Source organism: Amycolatopsis sp. cmx-11-32, from assembly GCF_047608695.1.
In the GTDB taxonomy this organism is placed as follows: Bacteria; Actinomycetota; Actinomycetes; order Mycobacteriales; family Pseudonocardiaceae; genus Amycolatopsis.
Map to the genome: position 1 here is coordinate 577818 of NZ_JADNQN010000001.1, position 14992 is coordinate 592809.

The 14992-nt window shown below is 67.2% G+C and carries 19 protein-coding genes; 16 read left to right on the plus strand and 3 right to left on the minus strand.

The genetic code is table 11. The features are described 5' to 3' along the window. The first annotated feature begins 231 nt into the window (after positions 1-231). The 6 genes from ACM6LR_RS02850 to ACM6LR_RS02875 all read left to right on the plus strand — a co-directional run bounded on the left by ACM6LR_RS02850 (position 232) and on the right by ACM6LR_RS02875 (position 6857). A complete protein-coding gene (locus ACM6LR_RS02850) occupies positions 232-1170 on the plus strand; it encodes a GNAT family N-acetyltransferase (RefSeq protein ID WP_414935972.1) in 939 nt (312 codons plus the stop codon). A 37-nt stretch (positions 1171-1207) separates the two neighbouring features. Beyond that, a complete protein-coding gene (locus ACM6LR_RS02855; protein WP_414935973.1) occupies positions 1208-2056 on the plus strand; it encodes an SAM-dependent methyltransferase in 849 nt (282 codons plus the stop codon). A 321-nt stretch (positions 2057-2377) separates the two neighbouring features. Beyond that, positions 2378-4828, plus strand: coding sequence for an endopeptidase La (gene lon / locus ACM6LR_RS02860; protein ID WP_414943081.1), 2451 nt, complete (start codon positions 2378-2380; stop codon positions 4826-4828). Positions 4829-4998: 170 nt separating this feature from the next. Beyond that, positions 4999-5199 (plus strand): hypothetical protein, encoded by a 201-nt coding sequence (locus tag ACM6LR_RS02865; RefSeq protein WP_414935975.1) that lies wholly within the window; start codon positions 4999-5001, stop codon positions 5197-5199. Beyond that, positions 5196-5696: a helix-turn-helix domain-containing protein gene (locus ACM6LR_RS02870; protein ID WP_414935976.1), complete on the plus strand. Its 501-nt coding sequence runs from the start codon at positions 5196-5198 to the stop codon at positions 5694-5696. The genes ACM6LR_RS02865 and ACM6LR_RS02870 overlap by 4 nt, the downstream gene beginning before the upstream one ends. After that, positions 5697-6857: an alkaline phosphatase PhoX gene (locus tag ACM6LR_RS02875; RefSeq protein WP_414935977.1), complete on the plus strand. Its 1161-nt coding sequence runs from the start codon at positions 5697-5699 to the stop codon at positions 6855-6857. It abuts the gene before it with no gap. A 43-nt stretch (positions 6858-6900) separates the two neighbouring features. Here ACM6LR_RS02875 and ACM6LR_RS02880 read toward each other — a convergent pair whose 3' ends face one another. Continuing rightward, positions 6901-7551, minus strand: a complete 651-nt coding sequence (locus tag ACM6LR_RS02880) for a DedA family protein (RefSeq protein WP_414935978.1) — start codon at positions 7549-7551, stop codon at positions 6901-6903. A gap of 152 nt (positions 7552-7703) precedes the next feature. Here ACM6LR_RS02880 and ACM6LR_RS02885 point away from each other — a divergent pair, with 152 nt between their 5' ends. Genes ACM6LR_RS02885 through ACM6LR_RS02900 form a run of 4 tightly spaced genes read left to right on the plus strand, consistent with a single transcriptional unit; the run spans position 7704 to position 10198 of the window. Beyond that, positions 7704-8837: a histidine kinase gene (locus ACM6LR_RS02885; protein ID WP_414943233.1), complete on the plus strand. Its 1134-nt coding sequence runs from the start codon at positions 7704-7706 to the stop codon at positions 8835-8837. Then, positions 8828-9472 carry a response regulator gene (locus tag ACM6LR_RS02890; protein WP_414935979.1) on the plus strand — a complete coding sequence of 215 codons (645 nt, stop codon included), beginning with the start codon at positions 8828-8830 and terminating at the stop codon, positions 9470-9472. The genes ACM6LR_RS02885 and ACM6LR_RS02890 overlap by 10 nt, the downstream gene beginning before the upstream one ends. Positions 9473-9515: 43 nt before the next feature. Then, positions 9516-9812, plus strand: a complete 297-nt coding sequence (locus ACM6LR_RS02895; protein ID WP_414943082.1) for an ArsR/SmtB family transcription factor — start codon at positions 9516-9518, stop codon at positions 9810-9812. After that, the gene (locus ACM6LR_RS02900) at positions 9809-10198 is read left to right on the plus strand and encodes a VOC family protein (protein ID WP_414943083.1); all 390 of its coding nucleotides are present in this window, start codon (positions 9809-9811) and stop codon (positions 10196-10198) included. The genes ACM6LR_RS02895 and ACM6LR_RS02900 overlap by 4 nt, the downstream gene beginning before the upstream one ends. Positions 10199-10268: 70 nt before the next feature. Here ACM6LR_RS02900 and ACM6LR_RS02905 read toward each other — a convergent pair whose 3' ends face one another. Further along, positions 10269-10649, minus strand: coding sequence for a VOC family protein (locus ACM6LR_RS02905; RefSeq protein ID WP_414943084.1), 381 nt, complete (start codon positions 10647-10649; stop codon positions 10269-10271). 47 nt (positions 10650-10696) lie between these two features. Beyond that, complete coding sequence (locus tag ACM6LR_RS02910) at positions 10697-10840, minus strand: hypothetical protein (RefSeq protein WP_414943085.1); 144 nt, start codon at positions 10838-10840, stop codon at positions 10697-10699. 94 nt (positions 10841-10934) lie between these two features. Here ACM6LR_RS02910 and ACM6LR_RS02915 point away from each other — a divergent pair, with 94 nt between their 5' ends. From ACM6LR_RS02915 to ACM6LR_RS02940, 6 genes are all read left to right on the plus strand, one after another. Further along, positions 10935-11573, plus strand: coding sequence for a TetR/AcrR family transcriptional regulator (locus ACM6LR_RS02915; RefSeq protein ID WP_414935984.1), 639 nt, complete (start codon positions 10935-10937; stop codon positions 11571-11573). Positions 11574-11705: 132 nt separating this feature from the next. Next, positions 11706-12128, plus strand: a complete 423-nt coding sequence (locus ACM6LR_RS02920) for a PPOX class F420-dependent oxidoreductase (RefSeq protein WP_414943086.1) — start codon at positions 11706-11708, stop codon at positions 12126-12128. 286 nt (positions 12129-12414) lie between these two features. Next, entirely contained in the window at positions 12415-12984 is a 570-nt protein-coding gene (locus ACM6LR_RS02925; RefSeq protein WP_414935986.1) for a dihydrofolate reductase family protein, read from the plus strand. A 72-nt stretch (positions 12985-13056) separates the two neighbouring features. Then, on the plus strand, positions 13057-13428 hold the full coding sequence (locus ACM6LR_RS02930) for a hypothetical protein (protein ID WP_414943087.1): 372 nt from the start codon (positions 13057-13059) through the stop codon (positions 13426-13428). 113 nt (positions 13429-13541) lie between these two features. Beyond that, the gene (locus ACM6LR_RS02935; RefSeq protein ID WP_414935988.1) at positions 13542-13865 is read left to right on the plus strand and encodes a hypothetical protein; all 324 of its coding nucleotides are present in this window, start codon (positions 13542-13544) and stop codon (positions 13863-13865) included. Positions 13866-13874: 9 nt separating this feature from the next. Next, positions 13875-14867: a hypothetical protein gene (locus ACM6LR_RS02940; RefSeq protein ID WP_414943088.1), complete on the plus strand. Its 993-nt coding sequence runs from the start codon at positions 13875-13877 to the stop codon at positions 14865-14867. Positions 14868-14992 lie beyond the last annotated feature (125 nt).

Sequence of the window (14992 nt, forward strand, 5' to 3'; positions counted from 1 at the left end):
GGAGACGAGGGCAATACAGTACCCCGGAGGGCGTACCCGAGTCCCATTCGAGACAGTATGAGATCACCCCAGGGTTAACAATGGGCGCGTCGCGCTGACCTGCGTGGACCACGGGGTGAAATGGGAGCGTTATTCGCGTTCCTTCCGACTACCGGAAGTCACCTGGCGCCACGGCCTGGCCAATCTCGTGAAGTTCCCGGCGGACCCGTCGGTAGGGGCTTGAATAGTCCTATGAATAGCCACGCCATCGCCGCCGGGCATGCCGAGCGGCTCGCCACCGTGGACGCCCTGCTCCCCGAAATGCCTGCACTGGAGCCTGTCGAAGGCTCCGTGTCACTCTCCGCGACAGAGGGCGACTCGGCCGCTGCCGGAATGTCGGTACGGACCGAGGCGGGCCTCGATTCTGTTGACTCTCCGTGGCGGGCCCTCGTCGAGCATCGCCTCGAAGCCCGGCTCACCGGCCCCCGCCCGGAGGCGGCCCTTGACGCATTACTCACCCAATGGGATGAACATCTGAAGGCGGTCGCCCCACCTGGGGATGTCGAAACGGCGGCGACCGTGGTTCGGCCCAGCCGCGATTCGCCCGGCTCGGCCGAATTGCTGCGCCGCGGATTCGCCCCGGTGCTGGTGATCGCGGTCCGTCCAGCCGATCGGCTGGCCGTGACGGGAGCGCCCGCCACTCCCGGAGTGCACATCCGGCCCGCCGAAGCGGATGATCTCGAAACCGCCGTCGGGCTCGAGCTGGAATTGCAGCGTTATGACGCGCAGTTCGGTTCTGTCACGTTGCGCGAGGGCGCGGAGGAAGCGATCACCGCGGACCTGTCGAAACAATTGGGCCGCGAAAATCCGACCTTGTGGATCGCCGAGCTGTACGGGCGCGCGCTGGGCATGGTGCGGGTGCAGTTCCCCGACGAGACGTCGTGGATCGGCGACCGGGTCGCGGCCGACCGGGTCGGCTACCTGTCGTCGCTGGCGGTGGCCGAACCGGCGCGGTCGAGCGGGGTGGGGTCGGCGCTCGCCGCGCACGCGCACCAGGTCTTCGACGAATGCGGGACCGAAGCCGTGCTGCTGCACCACGCGCTGGCCAATCCGCGCTCGACGCCGTTCTGGTACGCGCAGGGCTACCGGCCGCTCTGGACGTACTGGCAGCGGCGGCCGGCGGTGCCCTGACCCCGCTAGGCTGATCGTCGAGGATCAGGGGGTTTCTGTGACCAGGGACGATGACGCGGCCCCGGTGGCGCCGACCGGGGTCGACACCGAAAAGCCGTCCGCGGCGAGGATCTACGACTGGTTCCTCGGCGGGACTCACAACTGGGCCGTCGACCGTGAGTTCGCCCGCGCGTTGGAACGGCAGTGGCGGTGGGTCAAACCGGGCGCGCGGCACAACCGCGAGTTCATGAACCGCGTCGTGCGCGCGGCGCTGAACGCCGGGATCCGGCAGTTCGTCGATCTGGGCTCCGGTGTCCCGACCGCCGGGAACGTGCACGAGATCGTCGAAGAGGAACTGGAGCCGGGCGATACGGCGAAGGTCGTGTACGTCGACTACGAGCCAGTGGCGGTGGCGCACGCGGAACTGATCCTCGAACGGCATAAGGCGACCGACTGGGCCGGGATCGTCCATGCGGACATGCGGCGGCCCAAGGACGTCCTGCGGCATCCGGAGACGCTGCGGCTGATCGACTTCTCGCAGCCGGTGTGCCTGATGATGATGGCCGTGCTGCACTTCGCCGGGCCGCACGACGATCCGCCAGCGCTGGTCGCGACCTACCGGAACGCGCTGGCGCCGGGCAGCTGGCTGGGACTGTCGCACATGAGCTTCGGGGGCCAGACCGGCGAGGACGCCGACGGACTCCGCTGGATGGTCGAGCAGTACCGGAAGACGAGCAACCCCGTGTGGATGCGGGACCGCGAAGAGATCGAGCCCCTCTTCGGGGACTGGCCGCTGCTGGAACCCGGCGTCGTCAACCTGCCCGACTGGCGGCCGGTGCGAGAACTGCGGCGAGACGAGGAAGGCGCCCGGCCATTCGCCTGGTGCGGTGTCGCCACCCACCCCTGACCTCCGACCTCTGACCGCGACGCGTCGCCTTTAGCGGGCTAAGTGTCACGCGTTGGGTCGTAGACGTCGGAGGACCGGGGAGCGGATGGCCTGAGGGCCCCGTGGCGACGTTCTACGTCTCTAAGGGGGCCTTAGTGACGCTTGATCGCTTCAAAGGTCCGACCTCCAGGGGCGACGCGTCGCCTTTCGCGGGCTAACCGTGCCGCGTTGGGGCACGGAGGTCGGAGGGGTGGGTATCGCTGACGGCGAACGCGAGAAGGAAACAAACGGGTCGATCGGAGAGTTGAGCTAAGCAGACTCAACTAACCGAGGAGTGCACAGATGACCGACAACCGCCTCCTGCCCGTCCTCCCGCTCGATGACGACGTCGTGCTGCCGGGCATGATCGTCCCGCTCGACCTCGCCGACACGGAGACGCGCGCCGCGGTGGAGTCCGCCCAGGCCAACACGCCTGCCCAGACTTCCTTCCCGGGGATCCGGTCCGGCGCGGCCAGCAAGGCCGAGGTGCTGATCGTTCCCCGTGTCCACGGCGAGTACGCCGAGCTCGGCACCATCGCGACCGTCGAGCGCATCGGCCGCGTGCCCGGTGGCAAGACCGCGGTGCTGCTGCGTGGTACCCGCCGCGCCGTCGTCGGCCGGATCGCCGACGGCCCCGGTGCCGCCCGCTGGGTTCACGTCGAGGTCGCCACCGAGACCACCGACGACAATTCCGCGAAGCTCGCGACCGAGTACAAGAGCGTCGTCCTCGCGATCCTCCAGCAGCGTGGCGGCTGGCAGATGATCGACGCGGTCCAGGAGGTCGAGGACCCGTCCGCGCTCGCCGACCTCGCGGGCAACTCGTCCTACCTGACGACCGAGCAGAAGCTCGAGCTGCTTTCCACGCTCGATGTTTCGGCACGGCTCGAAAAGGCCCTCAAGTGGAGCCGCGAGCAGCTGGCCGAGCTCGAGGTCACCGACACCATCCGCAAGGACGTCCAGGAGGGCATGGAGAAGCAGCAGAAGGAGTTCCTGCTGCGCCGCCAGCTCGAAGCGATCCGCAAGGAGCTGGGCGAACTCGACGGCACCGCCAACGACGACGACTACCGCGCCCGCGTCGAGGGCGCCGAACTGCCGGACGCCGTCAAGAAGGCCGCACTGTCCGAAGTGGACAAACTGGAGCGGACGTCCGACCAGTCCCCCGAGGGCGGCTGGATCCGCACGTGGCTGGACACCGTCCTCGAGCTGCCGTGGAACAACCGCACCACCGACGTCCACGACATCGCCGCCGCGCGCGAGATCCTCGACGCCGATCACGCCGGTCTCGACGACGTGAAGGAACGCATCATCGAGTACTTGGCCGTCCGCAAGCGCCGCGCGGAGTCGGGTCTCGGCCCGGTCGGCGGACGCCGCGGGATCGAGGCAGGGCGAAGCTCCGTTGAGGGTGGTGGTGGGCGAGGGGCTGGCACGGTGCTCGCGCTCGCCGGCCCTCCCGGAGTCGGCAAGACGTCGCTCGGCGAGTCCGTGGCGAAGGCGATGGGCCGCGAGTTCGTCCGCGTCGCGCTCGGCGGCATCCGTGACGAGGCCGAGATCCGCGGTCACCGCCGCACCTACGTCGGCGCGCTGCCCGGCCGGATCGTCCGCGCCATCAAGGAAGCGGGCTCGATGAACCCGGTCGTGCTGCTCGACGAGATCGACAAGGTCGGCGCCGACTACCGCGGCGATCCGACGGCGGCACTGCTGGAGGTGCTGGACCCGGAACAGAACCACACGTTCCGCGACCACTACCTCGAGGTCGAGCTGGACCTGTCCGACGTCGTGTTCCTCGCGACGGCGAACGCGCTCGAAACCATCCCCGGTCCGCTGCTGGACCGGATGGAGCTGGTCACCCTCGACGGCTACACCGAGCACGAGAAGGTCACCATCGCCCGCGACCACCTGCTCCCCCGCGAGCTGAACCGCGCGGGCCTCGTCAAGGACGACGTCACGCTGACCGACGACGCGTTCAGCCGCATCGCCGCCGAGTACACGCGGGAAGCCGGGGTGCGCAACGCGAACCGGACCATCGCGAAGGTGCTGCGCAAGGTGGCGACCAAGGTCGCGCTGGACGAGGTCGAGCTGCCGCTGACCATCGACGCCGACGGGCTCGAGACCTACCTCGGCCGCCCGCGGCACCTGCCGGAGTCCTCACTGCCCGCGTCGACGCAGCGCACGTCGACCCCCGGCGTCGCGACCGGTCTGGCCGTGACCGGCGCCGGTGGTGACGTCCTCTACATCGAGGCGTCGCTGGCGGATCCCGAGTCCGGCTCGACCGGGCTGTCACTGACCGGTCAGCTGGGTGACGTGATGAAGGAGTCGGTGCAGATCGCGCTGTCCTACCTGCGTTCCCACGGCGCCGAGCTGGAACTGCCGGTCGGCGACCTGAAGGACCGCGGCATCCATGTGCACGTCCCGGCGGGCGCGGTGCCCAAGGACGGGCCGAGCGCCGGCATCACGATGACGACCGCGCTGGCCTCCCTGCTTTCGGGCCGGGTCGTGAAATCGGACGTCGCGATGACCGGTGAGGTGTCGCTGACCGGGCGCGTGCTGCCGATCGGCGGGGTCAAGCAGAAGCTGCTCGCCGCGCACCGGGCGGGGATGAAGACGGTGATCATCCCGCAGCGCAACGAGCCGGACCTCGACGACGTGCCGGCCGAGGTGCTGGCCCAGCTGGACGTCCACACGGTCGCGAACGTCCGTGACGTGCTGGACATCGCGCTGGCCCCGGCGACGGCTCCGGTCGCCCAAGCGGCGTAACAGCGCGAGGCCGAGGCCCCGGGTCCCGCTCAGGATCCGGGGCTTTCGGCATTTCAAGATCCGGACGGATCCGGACATTAATCAGGCTTAAACTTCATATCACGGTTTGATAACGTACATTTCGTGCCACCCCGCCGGGTGCGGCCACCGAGCCTCGAGAGGGCAAGGTCATGAGTCACGGAATTCTGTACCCCCTGCTGCCGAGGCGCAGGTGCGTTTCGGCAGGTCAGATTGTCTGTCTGAGCATTCTCACCGCATTCACCACCCTGCTGACCTTCGCCGGCACGAGCGCACCGATCGCGGCGGGGATCGCGGTCACCCTGCTCGGTGCCGTCCTCGGCCGTCCCGTGTCGGCGCGGGCACGCCGGTGAACACCGAATCGGAGTTCATGGGACATCTGCGCGAACTCCGCGACCGAAGCGGCCTCAGCATCCGCGCGCTGGCCGCCACGACCGGTCAGTCACGCAGCACCTTGGCCGACACCTTGGCCCGGAACACCTTGCCCAGCAACGAAACCCAGATGCGAGTCCTGCTCCGCGCGTTACTGCGGGCCGTTCCAGGGGAGCCGGGACTCGACGATCATCTCGCCGCCTGGCGTCACCTGATCGGACGCCGCCACCACCGCAATGGAGGATGCGCCCCGCTCGATCGGATACTCCTCGCCATCGACATCGCGGAACAGCGCGGCGGAGACGACGCCCCTGGTCTGCGCAAAGCGAAGGAAATCGTTCTGAGTGAAGGTTTCCTACGAAAGTTCTCTTCTCGCGGCGAATACGCCGCGAATTCACCTGGAGGTCCCGTTCCACCCGTAACCTCCGATCCGCTCCTTTCCCGCACCACCACATCAGCGGATGTCTTGGAGGCATGAGTGAAGCGACGGAATTTCCTGCGCGCGGCCGTGGTCGGCGCCGGTGTCACGGCGTTCGGCAACCGGCTTTCTGGGACGGCCTTGGCCGCGCCCGCGCAGAACGGCCCCAGCCCGTACGGCGCGCTCCAGGCGGCCGACGCGAACGGGATCCAGCTGCCCGCGGGGTTCACCAGCCGCGTCATCGCGCGCTCCGGCCAGAAGGTCGCGAGCACCGGTTACACCTGGCACAGCGCCCCGGACGGCGGCGCGGTGTTCGCCGACGGCAGCGGCTGGATCTACGTGTCGAACTCGGAGATCACCCCGGGCGGCGGCGCCAGCGCGGTCAAATTCGACGCGAGCGGGAACATCACCGGCGCCCACCGCATCCTGTCGAATACGCGCCAGAACTGCGCGGGCGGCAAGACTCCTTGGAACACTTGGCTTTCCTGTGAGGAGATCGACCTCGGGTTCGTCTACGAGTGCCAGCCGAACGGTCCTGCCTCGGCGGCGGTCCAGCGGCCCGCGATGGGGAAGTTCAAGCACGAGGCCGCCGCTGCCGACCCGGTGCGCAAGGTCGTCTACCTGACCGAGGACACCTCGGACGGTTGTTTCTACCGCTTCGTCCCCACGACCTGGGGCAACCTCTCCGCCGGAACGCTACAGGTGCTGAAGGCGGGCACGGCGACGTCGGGCAGCTTCACCTGGGCGAACGTGCCCGACCCGGACGGCTCCCCGACCGCCACGCGCAACCAGGTGTCCGGCGCGAAACGGTTCAGCGGCGGCGAAGGCCTGCACTACGCCAACGACACCGCGTGGTTCACTACCAAGGGTGACAACCGCGTCTGGCAGCTCAACCTCACGAACAGCACGTACGAGCTGGCTTACGACGACTCGCTGGTCAGCCCCGGTTCGGCGCCGCTGACCGGCGTCGACAACGTCACCGGGACGTCGTCGGGTGACCTGTTCGTCGCCGAAGACGGCGGGAACATGGAGATCTGCATCATCACGCCGAACGACATCGTGGCGCCGTTCCTGCGTATCTCCGGCCAGAGCTCGTCGGAGATCTGCGGTCCCGCGTTCACCCCGGCGGGGAACCGGCTGTACTTCTCGTCGCAACGCGGTACCTCCGGCTCGTCCTCGGGCGGGATCACCTACGAGGTGACCGGGCCTTTCCGCTCCTGAAACACGCGTACGGGGTGCCTGGATCCAGGCACCCCGTACGACATCAGGCGTTGGTGCGGTTCTTCTCGCGCAGCCGGGTCCCCACGAAGAGTGCCAGCGCGAGCACGACGGCCGCGATCACGAAGTACTGGAAGAATCCGGCGTACTCCTCCACCAGGTGCCAGCTCTCCCCCAGCCCGTACCCGGCCAGGACGAACACCGTGTTCCAGATCAGGCTGCCCACCGTCGTCAGAGTCAAGAACCGCCAGAACGGCATCCGCTCGATCCCGGCGGGCAGCGAGATGAGACTGCGGAAGATCGGCACCATCCGGCCGAGGAACACCGCCTTGGCACCATGCTTCTGAAACCAGGCCTCGGTCTTGTCGAAGTCGGAGGTCTTGACCAGCGGGATCTTCGCCATCCAGCGACGCGTGCGGTCGCGGCCGAGCAGCATGCCGAGGTAGTAGACGATGATCGCGCCGGCGACCGAGCCGAAGGTCGTCCACACCAGCGCTTCCGCCAGGGTGAACGTTCCCCGACTCGCGGAGAACCCGGCGAGCGGCAGCACCAGTTCGCTGGGAATCGGCGGGAACAGGTTGTCCAGCCCGACGATGATCGCGGCTCCAGGACCTCCCAGTGAGTCCATCAGTGACACTGCCCAGCCGGCGAGGCCGCCCATCGGTTCGTCGGCGGCGTCGGCGAGGAGGAGGTTCATGGCGGCCTTTCGTGGTCGTCTGCGGTTTCAACGAACGTACGAACTGCCCGAGTTCCACACCCTGCGGTGAAGCAGCACAGATCACTGCGGAAAACCGCAATACCGATCTTCGGACACCCCGCTAGCCTGGCGTTATGCCTGTTTCGGCAGCGATGCGCCGCTACCCGCGCAAAGCACTCCGCGGCACGTTGGGCCTGGCGATCGGCGCCATGACCGCGGTCGCGGAGTTCTTCTACGTCCTCTTCGGCGGCATCGCGCTCGCGATTCCCGCGCTGCGGCCATCCGTCTTCGCCGGCGCCCGCGCACTGTCCGAACTGGAGCGGCGACGGCTGGAGAAATACCTCGGCGCCGAGAACGCGACCGACTACACCGGACGCCGCGCGATGGCCTACCTGGCCCCGCGGTGCGTCCTCGGACTGCTCAGCGCCGGAATCTTCGTCCTGATCCTGTTCGGTGCCGGATCCGGCGTGATCATCGGGTACCAGCTTCTCAGCGGCAGAGCACCCGGCGGCGAGGCCCCGGCCGACTGGTACGACCCCGTCACCACCACACTCTTCGGCGCGCTGCTTATTTTTCTTTCCATACAGGGACTCCTTGGGGTCACGACACTGGAACGCGAGCTGGCGAGGCGGTTCTTCGGGCCCAGCAAGAAGGAACAGTTGCGCCGCCGGGTCTCCGAGCTCTCGACCAGCCGCGCCGAGGTGGTCGAAGCGGTCAATGGCGAGCGCCGCCGGATCGAACGGGACCTGCACGACGGCGTCCAGCAGCGGCTCGTCGCGCTCGGGATGCTGCTCGGCCGGGCACGGCGCACCGGCGATCCGGACAACGCGTCGGAGCTGCTCCGGCAGGCGCACGAAGAATCCCAGCGAGCCCTCGAGGACCTGCGTGAGGTGTCGTGGCGGGTCTATCCGATCGCGTTGGACTCGGACGGGCTGCACCCCGCGCTGGAGGCGCTCGCGGAACGCTCCGGGGTGCCGGTCCACCTGCGTGTCGACCTGCCGGAACGGCCACCGGCGGCCATCGAGACCGTCGTCTACTTCGTGGCGTCCGAGGCGGTCACCAACACCATCAAGCACGCCGCGGCGACGCGGATCGACATCGAGGCCGAGCGGAACGGGGACAGTGTGCGGGTGCGGATCACCGATGACGGTACGGGTGGGGCGCGGGAGTCCGGCGGCGGCCTTTCCGGCCTCGCGCGGCGCGTCGCGGCGGCGGACGGGGAGTTCACCGTGCACAGTCCGCTCGGCGGTCCGACCGTGGTGACGGCGGTATTGCCGTGCGAGTGATCCTCGCCGAGGACTCGACTTTACTGCGGGAAGGCCTGGTCCGGCTGCTGGTCGAAGAGGGACATGACGTGGTGGCGTCGGTCGGCGACGGCGACGCGCTCCTCTCGACGACGGCCGCGTTTCAGCCGGACGTGATCGTCACCGACGTGCGGATGCCGCCGACCCACACCGACGAGGGGCTCCGCGCGGCGCTCGAGATCCGGAAACGGTGGCCGGAGATCGGGGTGCTGGTGCTCTCGCAGTACGTCGAGAAGCGCTACGCCGCTGAACTGATCACCGGCGACGGTGAACGTGTCGGCTACCTCCTGAAGGACCGGGTCGCCCAAGTTGGCGAATTCTTGGACGCGCTCGACCGGGTCGCCGCGGGCGGGGCGGCGTTCGATCCGGAGGTCGTCAGGCGGCTGCTCGCGAGGACCACGCACACCGATCCGCTCCGGAAGCTGACCGCACGCGAACACGAAGTGCTGGAAAAAATGGCGCAGGGCCACACGAATGCCGGAATCGCCGAGTCGCTGTACGTGTCGCAGAGCGCCGTCGAGAAGCACGTGAACGCCATCTTCGACAAGCTCGGGCTGGCCAATACCGCCGGCTACAGCCGCCGCGTCCTGGCGATCCTGCGCTACCTGGGCTCCTGACCCCGATTTGACAGGCAAGTGACGACTTGCCTATAACTGGTCCGTGGACGTCGATCCCGATCTGTTCAAGGCCATCGGCGACGCGACACGACGCGTCATCCTGGACGAGCTGACCGAGAAGGACGGTCAGACGCTGTTCGAGATCTGCGGACGGCTGACCATGAAGCACGGCCTGGCCTCTTCGCGCCAGGCCATCTCGCAGCACCTCGCGATGCTCGAACAGGCGGGCCTGGTGCACACCCGGCGGCAGGGCCGCTACAAGTTCCACCACATCGACACGAGTCCGCTGCGCTCGATCGTCGAGCGGTGGCCCATCGACCGAGAGGAACCGAACCCGTGATCCGCATCAACATCACCAGCGTCTTCGTCGACGACCAGGCCAAGGCGCTCGCCTTCTACACCGAGAAGCTGGGGTTCCAGAAGAAGCACGACGTGCCCACCGGCGACGCCCGCTGGCTCACCGTGGTCTCCCCCGCCGACCCGGACGGCGTCGAGCTGCTGCTCGAGCCGGACGGCCACCCCGCGGCGGGCCCGTTCAAGAGAGCGCTGGTCAGCGACGGTATCCCGGTCACCCAGTTTGCCGTCGACGACGTCTTCGCCGAGGTCGAGAGGCTCAAGGGATTGGGCGTCGAGTTCACCCAGGACGCCGTCGACCTGGGGCCGGTGGTCACCGCCGTCTTCGACGACACCTGCGGCAACCTGATCCAGCTCGCCACGATGAAGTAGCTCCCGCGAGGAAGAGCGGGGCTCGATCCACAAATGTCCACTGTGGACCGAGTCCCGCTTCGACGATTCCTTACTGCTGCACCCATTCCACGAGTTCCACGGGTACACCGTTCGGGTCGGTGACCATGAAAAGACGTTCTCCCCACGGCTCTTCCCGCAACGGCAACGTGATCTCGACACCTTCGTCGCGCAGGCGCTTCTCTTCGGCTTCGAGGTTCTCGACCGTGAAGGCCACGATCACGCCGGCCGCGCGCTGCTGCCGCAGGTTCTCCGGCAGGACCTCGATCCCCGCCTGAAGCAGGACGATGGCCACCTTCGCGGTCTCATGCCCGAGGGAGACGAAACCCTCCGCGGCCATCTGCTCGGTGAAGCCTAAGTGCTCGGTGAAGAAGCGACTGGAGGCGGCGACGTCATCGACGGTCAGCGAAACGGTGGAGGCTAGGACGTTCATGGGCTATCCCCTTCGGTCGGCGGTGAGTTTTCGGAGGTGCTGGTCGGTCAGTACGACCGGCGGCGCGGGACGCCGATCGAGCGGCGCACCGGCGTCGAGCGGCCTGGGAACGGCTGCTGATGACGGCGGTCGTTCCGGCGGACCTGGGCGCGGTCGATGTCTTCGTTGCCTTGGGGGATTCGAGCGGTCAAGGAGCCTCTTTTCTCAAGCGGTAGTACGGACGTAATTTTACACTCGAACTACTCGACGTCAAGGATATTTTTACTACGGTGGTAAAGTTTACTCATGACCAGCACGGATGTGGGTTTGCGAGAGCTCAAGAAGCAGGAGACGCGGCAGCTGATCTCCGACCAGGCGACACTCCTCTTCATCGAGAAGGGCTTCGAGGAGACGACGATCGCCGAGATCGCCGCGGCGGCGAGAGTCGCGAAGAAGACTGTTACCAATTACTTCGCACGCAAAGAGGATCTGGCGCTGGACCAGCACGAGGAGTTCACAAACGGGCTGGCGAACGCCGTCGGCTCCAGGAAGGCCGGCGAGTCGGCGCTGGCCGCGCTACGACGCACCTTCCTGGACGCCGTAGCGGAGCACTCGCCCGTAATCGGCTTCACCGGGCCGGTCTTCGCGAAGATGGTGCTGGAGAGCCCGACCCTGACCGCACGACTGCGTGAGCTGCACGAACTCCGCGAGGAGGCGCTTGCGAAGCTCCTCGCGGCCGAGACCGGCGCCGACGCGGACGACGTCACTCCGGTCATGGCGGCCGCCGAACTCAACGCGATCGACCGCGTCCTCTTCCGCGAGGTCCTCCGGCGCTCCCATGCCGGTGAGAGCAACGACGAGATCGCCGAAACGCTGACGAAGGCGACTAAGCGGGCTTTCGAACTGCTTGACCCAGCCTTCGGCGACTACGCGATCCGCGAGTAGCTCAACGCTTTTTGGTGGCCAGCACGACCGCGACGACCACAGCGGCGACAAAGGCGACCGCCAAGAGCAGGATGATGAGGTGCAACGGCGTGATCGCGAACATGGAACCCCCTTTACCAGAGGAGCATCCTAGTGACCTTCACCGACGAAGAGATCGCGTACCTACGTTCGCAACCTTTAGCCCGCTTCGCGACCCTGTCAGCGGACGGCGAGCAGCCCGACGTCGTCCCACTGGCGTTCGAGTTCGACGGCACCCACGTCTGGGTCGGCGGCGGGAGCGAGTCGGTCCTCACAACCCGGAAGTTCCGCAACATCCAAGCGGGACAACGGAAAGTCGCCCTGGTCATCGACGATATGGTCTCGTCCGACCCGTTCATCGCGCGTGGTGTCCGGATCTACGGGGAGGCCGCCGATCCGATCGAACGGGTGGGAATCATCGGCCCCGGCATCTATTCGCGCGTCACGCCGACGGTGTCATGGAGCTGGAACATGGCGGGCGAACCCGTGGGCGAGACCTGGTACGCATCGAGGCGAGCGGTTCACGGCGACACGTAGAGGTGCGTGTCCCGCGCGGTGCCGCCGAACTCCTGGTGGGCGGGCAGTAGTCCTTCGTGCCGGTAGCCGCCTTCTCGGCTTCAATGATCACGAACGGAAAGTCCCTTCCCTAGGCATGACGGCTTTGCTGCCGTCGCTCCCAGTCTTCGGCTTCCTGCCCTCGTGGCATGCGGGAAGGCTGCCGATGAGCGGAAGGTACGGATCTTCACCGAGTTCGAGGGCGGGGGCAGGGCAGCGGCTCGGTCATCGGTCCATTCTTGTCGGGGGTCGGCGGTACGGTCGGTTGATGCGGGATCTGGTCGTGACGGAGAACAGCACAATCGACGGCGTGATCGAACTGGCGGGTGACTGGTTCAGCCCAGGCGACGGCGATCCGGACGTCGACCTGTCGGACGTCCTGGCCACGCTCCACGCACACCGTGAAAACGCCGACGCGTTCCTCCTCGGGCGCGTCACCTTCGAAGACATGCGCGGCTACTGGCCGAAACAGACGGAAGACAAGACGGGCATCTCGGCTTATCTCGACTCGGTGAGCAAGTACGTGGTCTCCAGCACGCTGACCGAGCCGGAGTGGGAGAACACGACAGTGCTCTCCGGTGGCCTGCGTTCGGAGATCGAGCGGCTGAAGGCCGCCGAGGGCAAGGACATCGTGACGACCGGCAGCATCTCGCTGGTGCGGGCACTCATCGCCGAGGGGCTCGTCGACGAGTACCGGCTTTTCGTCTATCCGGTCGTGGTCGGGGAAGGGCGCCGGCTGTTCGAGGCAGCGACGAGCGTTCCGAAGCTTCGGCTGGTGGAGGAACGGACGTTCACCTCGGGGATCGTGCTGTTGCGCTACCGGTCCTCGTCGGAATGACGTGCTCACCGACCGCTCGGTAGGGTCGTCGTACTCCGGTGTAGCGGCTGGAGAACGACGGAGGTGGCGGTCATGGTCGACGCGTCGAAGTTCACGGCCGAGGTGTATCGCCGCGCGGCCGCCCGGCCCGATGCCCCGCCGCGGCTGACCCGTGCGGCGAACTGCGTCCAGGACGGCAAGTTCAGCTGGGAGGAAGTCGCCGCCGGAACGTGCCCGCATCCGCTCGCACAGGCACTGTTCACCCCGAAGGCACAGGAAAAGCTGTGGCCGCTGCTGGCCGAGGTCGCCGCGGACGTCAAACCCGCGCCCGCACCGGCCGAACCTCCGCGCGCGAGGAAAGCGGCCCCGACGGACGACGACTTCAGCGAGTACACCTACCTTGAGGACCTGGCCGCGCCGACCAGCCATCCGGCGTGGCCGCAGAGGCCGGACCACCACCGGTGAGCACCCGCGTTTGCAGACGCGATCGATACTTGCCCGACCGGGCGATCCAGGAAACCGACGAGCGTCTTCGCACGTCTGCGGTTCGACCGGACCAAGTGACACGGAGGGGTCAAATGCCACAGTCCCAGGGGTTCAGCGTCGAGATCGACGATCTGAAAGCCATGGCCACGGACAAGGGCGGCCACGGGATGCCCAGTGCCGAGAACCTGGTCCGAACGGCGTCGACGTCGATGCGTGACCTCTACACCTCGCCCGTCGAAGCGTTCGGGTCCGAGGTCGACGAGGCCACCGAGCTGGGCCGCAACCGGAACAAGCTGATCGCGCTGCTGATCACGGGCGGGCTGGGCATCGGCGATTCGCTCGACGTGGCGGCGTCACGACTCAAGACCATCGCCGAGATGTACGAGCGGATCGAACGAGAAATCGTCGGGAAGTAGGGGACTTCGATGACCGACATCAGTTCTGGCGCCTTCACGGCGATGTACAAGAGCCTGTGCGAGAAGGCCCGCAGCGAGTGGCCCGCGGTACCCGGTGCCACTGACGACACCCTTTTCCTGTTGAACCCGCTGCGGGACTGGCTGAAGTACGCCGTGGACGGCGAGCTCGGCGCGTTCTCGGGGGCGACGGGCGACATCCTCCGGAAGAAGGAGGCGTTCGAGGAGTCCCGGAACATCCTGAAAGGCATCGGCGACCGGCTGGTCACCCACTGGTCAGGGGAGGCGTCGCGGGAATACACCACGTATCTCAACCTGGTGCAGAGTCACCTGGGGTACTTCGCGGGCGGATCCGAAAACATCGACGACGCCGAAGGTTATCTGCCCGAGGCGTCCGGGCTGCTCGACGCGGCGTTCGCGGTCCAGGCCGCCCGCAAGAACGACCTGCACCAGCTGGGGATGTCGCTGGACTCGGCACTGGACCGGCTCGACGAAGGCGGCGACAACCGCGAGGCCATGCTCTTCTGCGGCAAGGTGGCCGAGCTCGCGATCGGCACCCTTCCCAACGGGAAGCTCGGCCTCGACGTGCTCAGGCTGCTCTGGGGGACGAGCGGCCTTGCTTCCGGAGCACCCTCCCAAAGCCAGGGCGGGGACTCAACGCACATCACCACCGACGGCGGGATCACCGGCGTGATGTGGCAGTTCGAGCAGCAACTGAACAAGGTTATGGAGAACTACCGCAACGCCGTGAAGGCACTGAACGGGCGGATGGACAGGTTGTTCGCCCACATCGACGCCCGCAACGCCGCCGATCTGGAGTGGAAGGACCACATCCCCAGCTGGGAAGGCCGGACCGGTCTCACACTGGCGCAGCTTCTCTCGCTGGCCAACTCGAACTCGACCCCGGAACTCGCCGAGAAGGCCGGCAAGACCCGTGCGCCGGAGATGCCGGTCGAGAAGAAGAAGGAAGAACACCGGCCGCCCGGCCCGCTCGTCGGGACCTGAGCCGCGCCGGCCAGGTCACTCGGATGGTTGCTAGAGCAGGTGCGACTTGCGCCACGGATCGGCGTAGACAGGCGCCTCAGCCGAGGAAAGCCGTCCGGGTGTGACTTGCATAGTGAGGGGAGTCG

Coding starts and splice junctions, on each gene's coding strand:
- ACM6LR_RS02850 (WP_414935972.1), top strand. CDS start 232: ATGAATAGCCACGCCATCGCCGCCGGGCATGCCGAGCGGCTCGCCACC.
- lon (WP_414943081.1), top strand. CDS start 2,378: ATGACCGACAACCGCCTCCTGCCCGTCCTCCCGCTCGATGACGACGTC.
- ACM6LR_RS02865 (WP_414935975.1), top strand. CDS start 4,999: ATGAGTCACGGAATTCTGTACCCCCTGCTGCCGAGGCGCAGGTGCGTT.
- ACM6LR_RS02880 (WP_414935978.1), bottom strand. CDS start 7,551: ATGAACCTCCTCCTCGCCGACGCCGCCGACGAACCGATGGGCGGCCTC.
- ACM6LR_RS02885 (WP_414943233.1), top strand. CDS start 7,704: ATGCGCCGCTACCCGCGCAAAGCACTCCGCGGCACGTTGGGCCTGGCG.
- ACM6LR_RS02905 (WP_414943084.1), bottom strand. CDS start 10,649: ATGAACGTCCTAGCCTCCACCGTTTCGCTGACCGTCGATGACGTCGCC.
- ACM6LR_RS02915 (WP_414935984.1), top strand. CDS start 10,935: ATGACCAGCACGGATGTGGGTTTGCGAGAGCTCAAGAAGCAGGAGACG.
- ACM6LR_RS02925 (WP_414935986.1), top strand. CDS start 12,415: ATGCGGGATCTGGTCGTGACGGAGAACAGCACAATCGACGGCGTGATC.
- ACM6LR_RS02930 (WP_414943087.1), top strand. CDS start 13,057: ATGGTCGACGCGTCGAAGTTCACGGCCGAGGTGTATCGCCGCGCGGCC.
- ACM6LR_RS02935 (WP_414935988.1), top strand. CDS start 13,542: ATGCCACAGTCCCAGGGGTTCAGCGTCGAGATCGACGATCTGAAAGCC.
- ACM6LR_RS02940 (WP_414943088.1), top strand. CDS start 13,875: ATGACCGACATCAGTTCTGGCGCCTTCACGGCGATGTACAAGAGCCTG.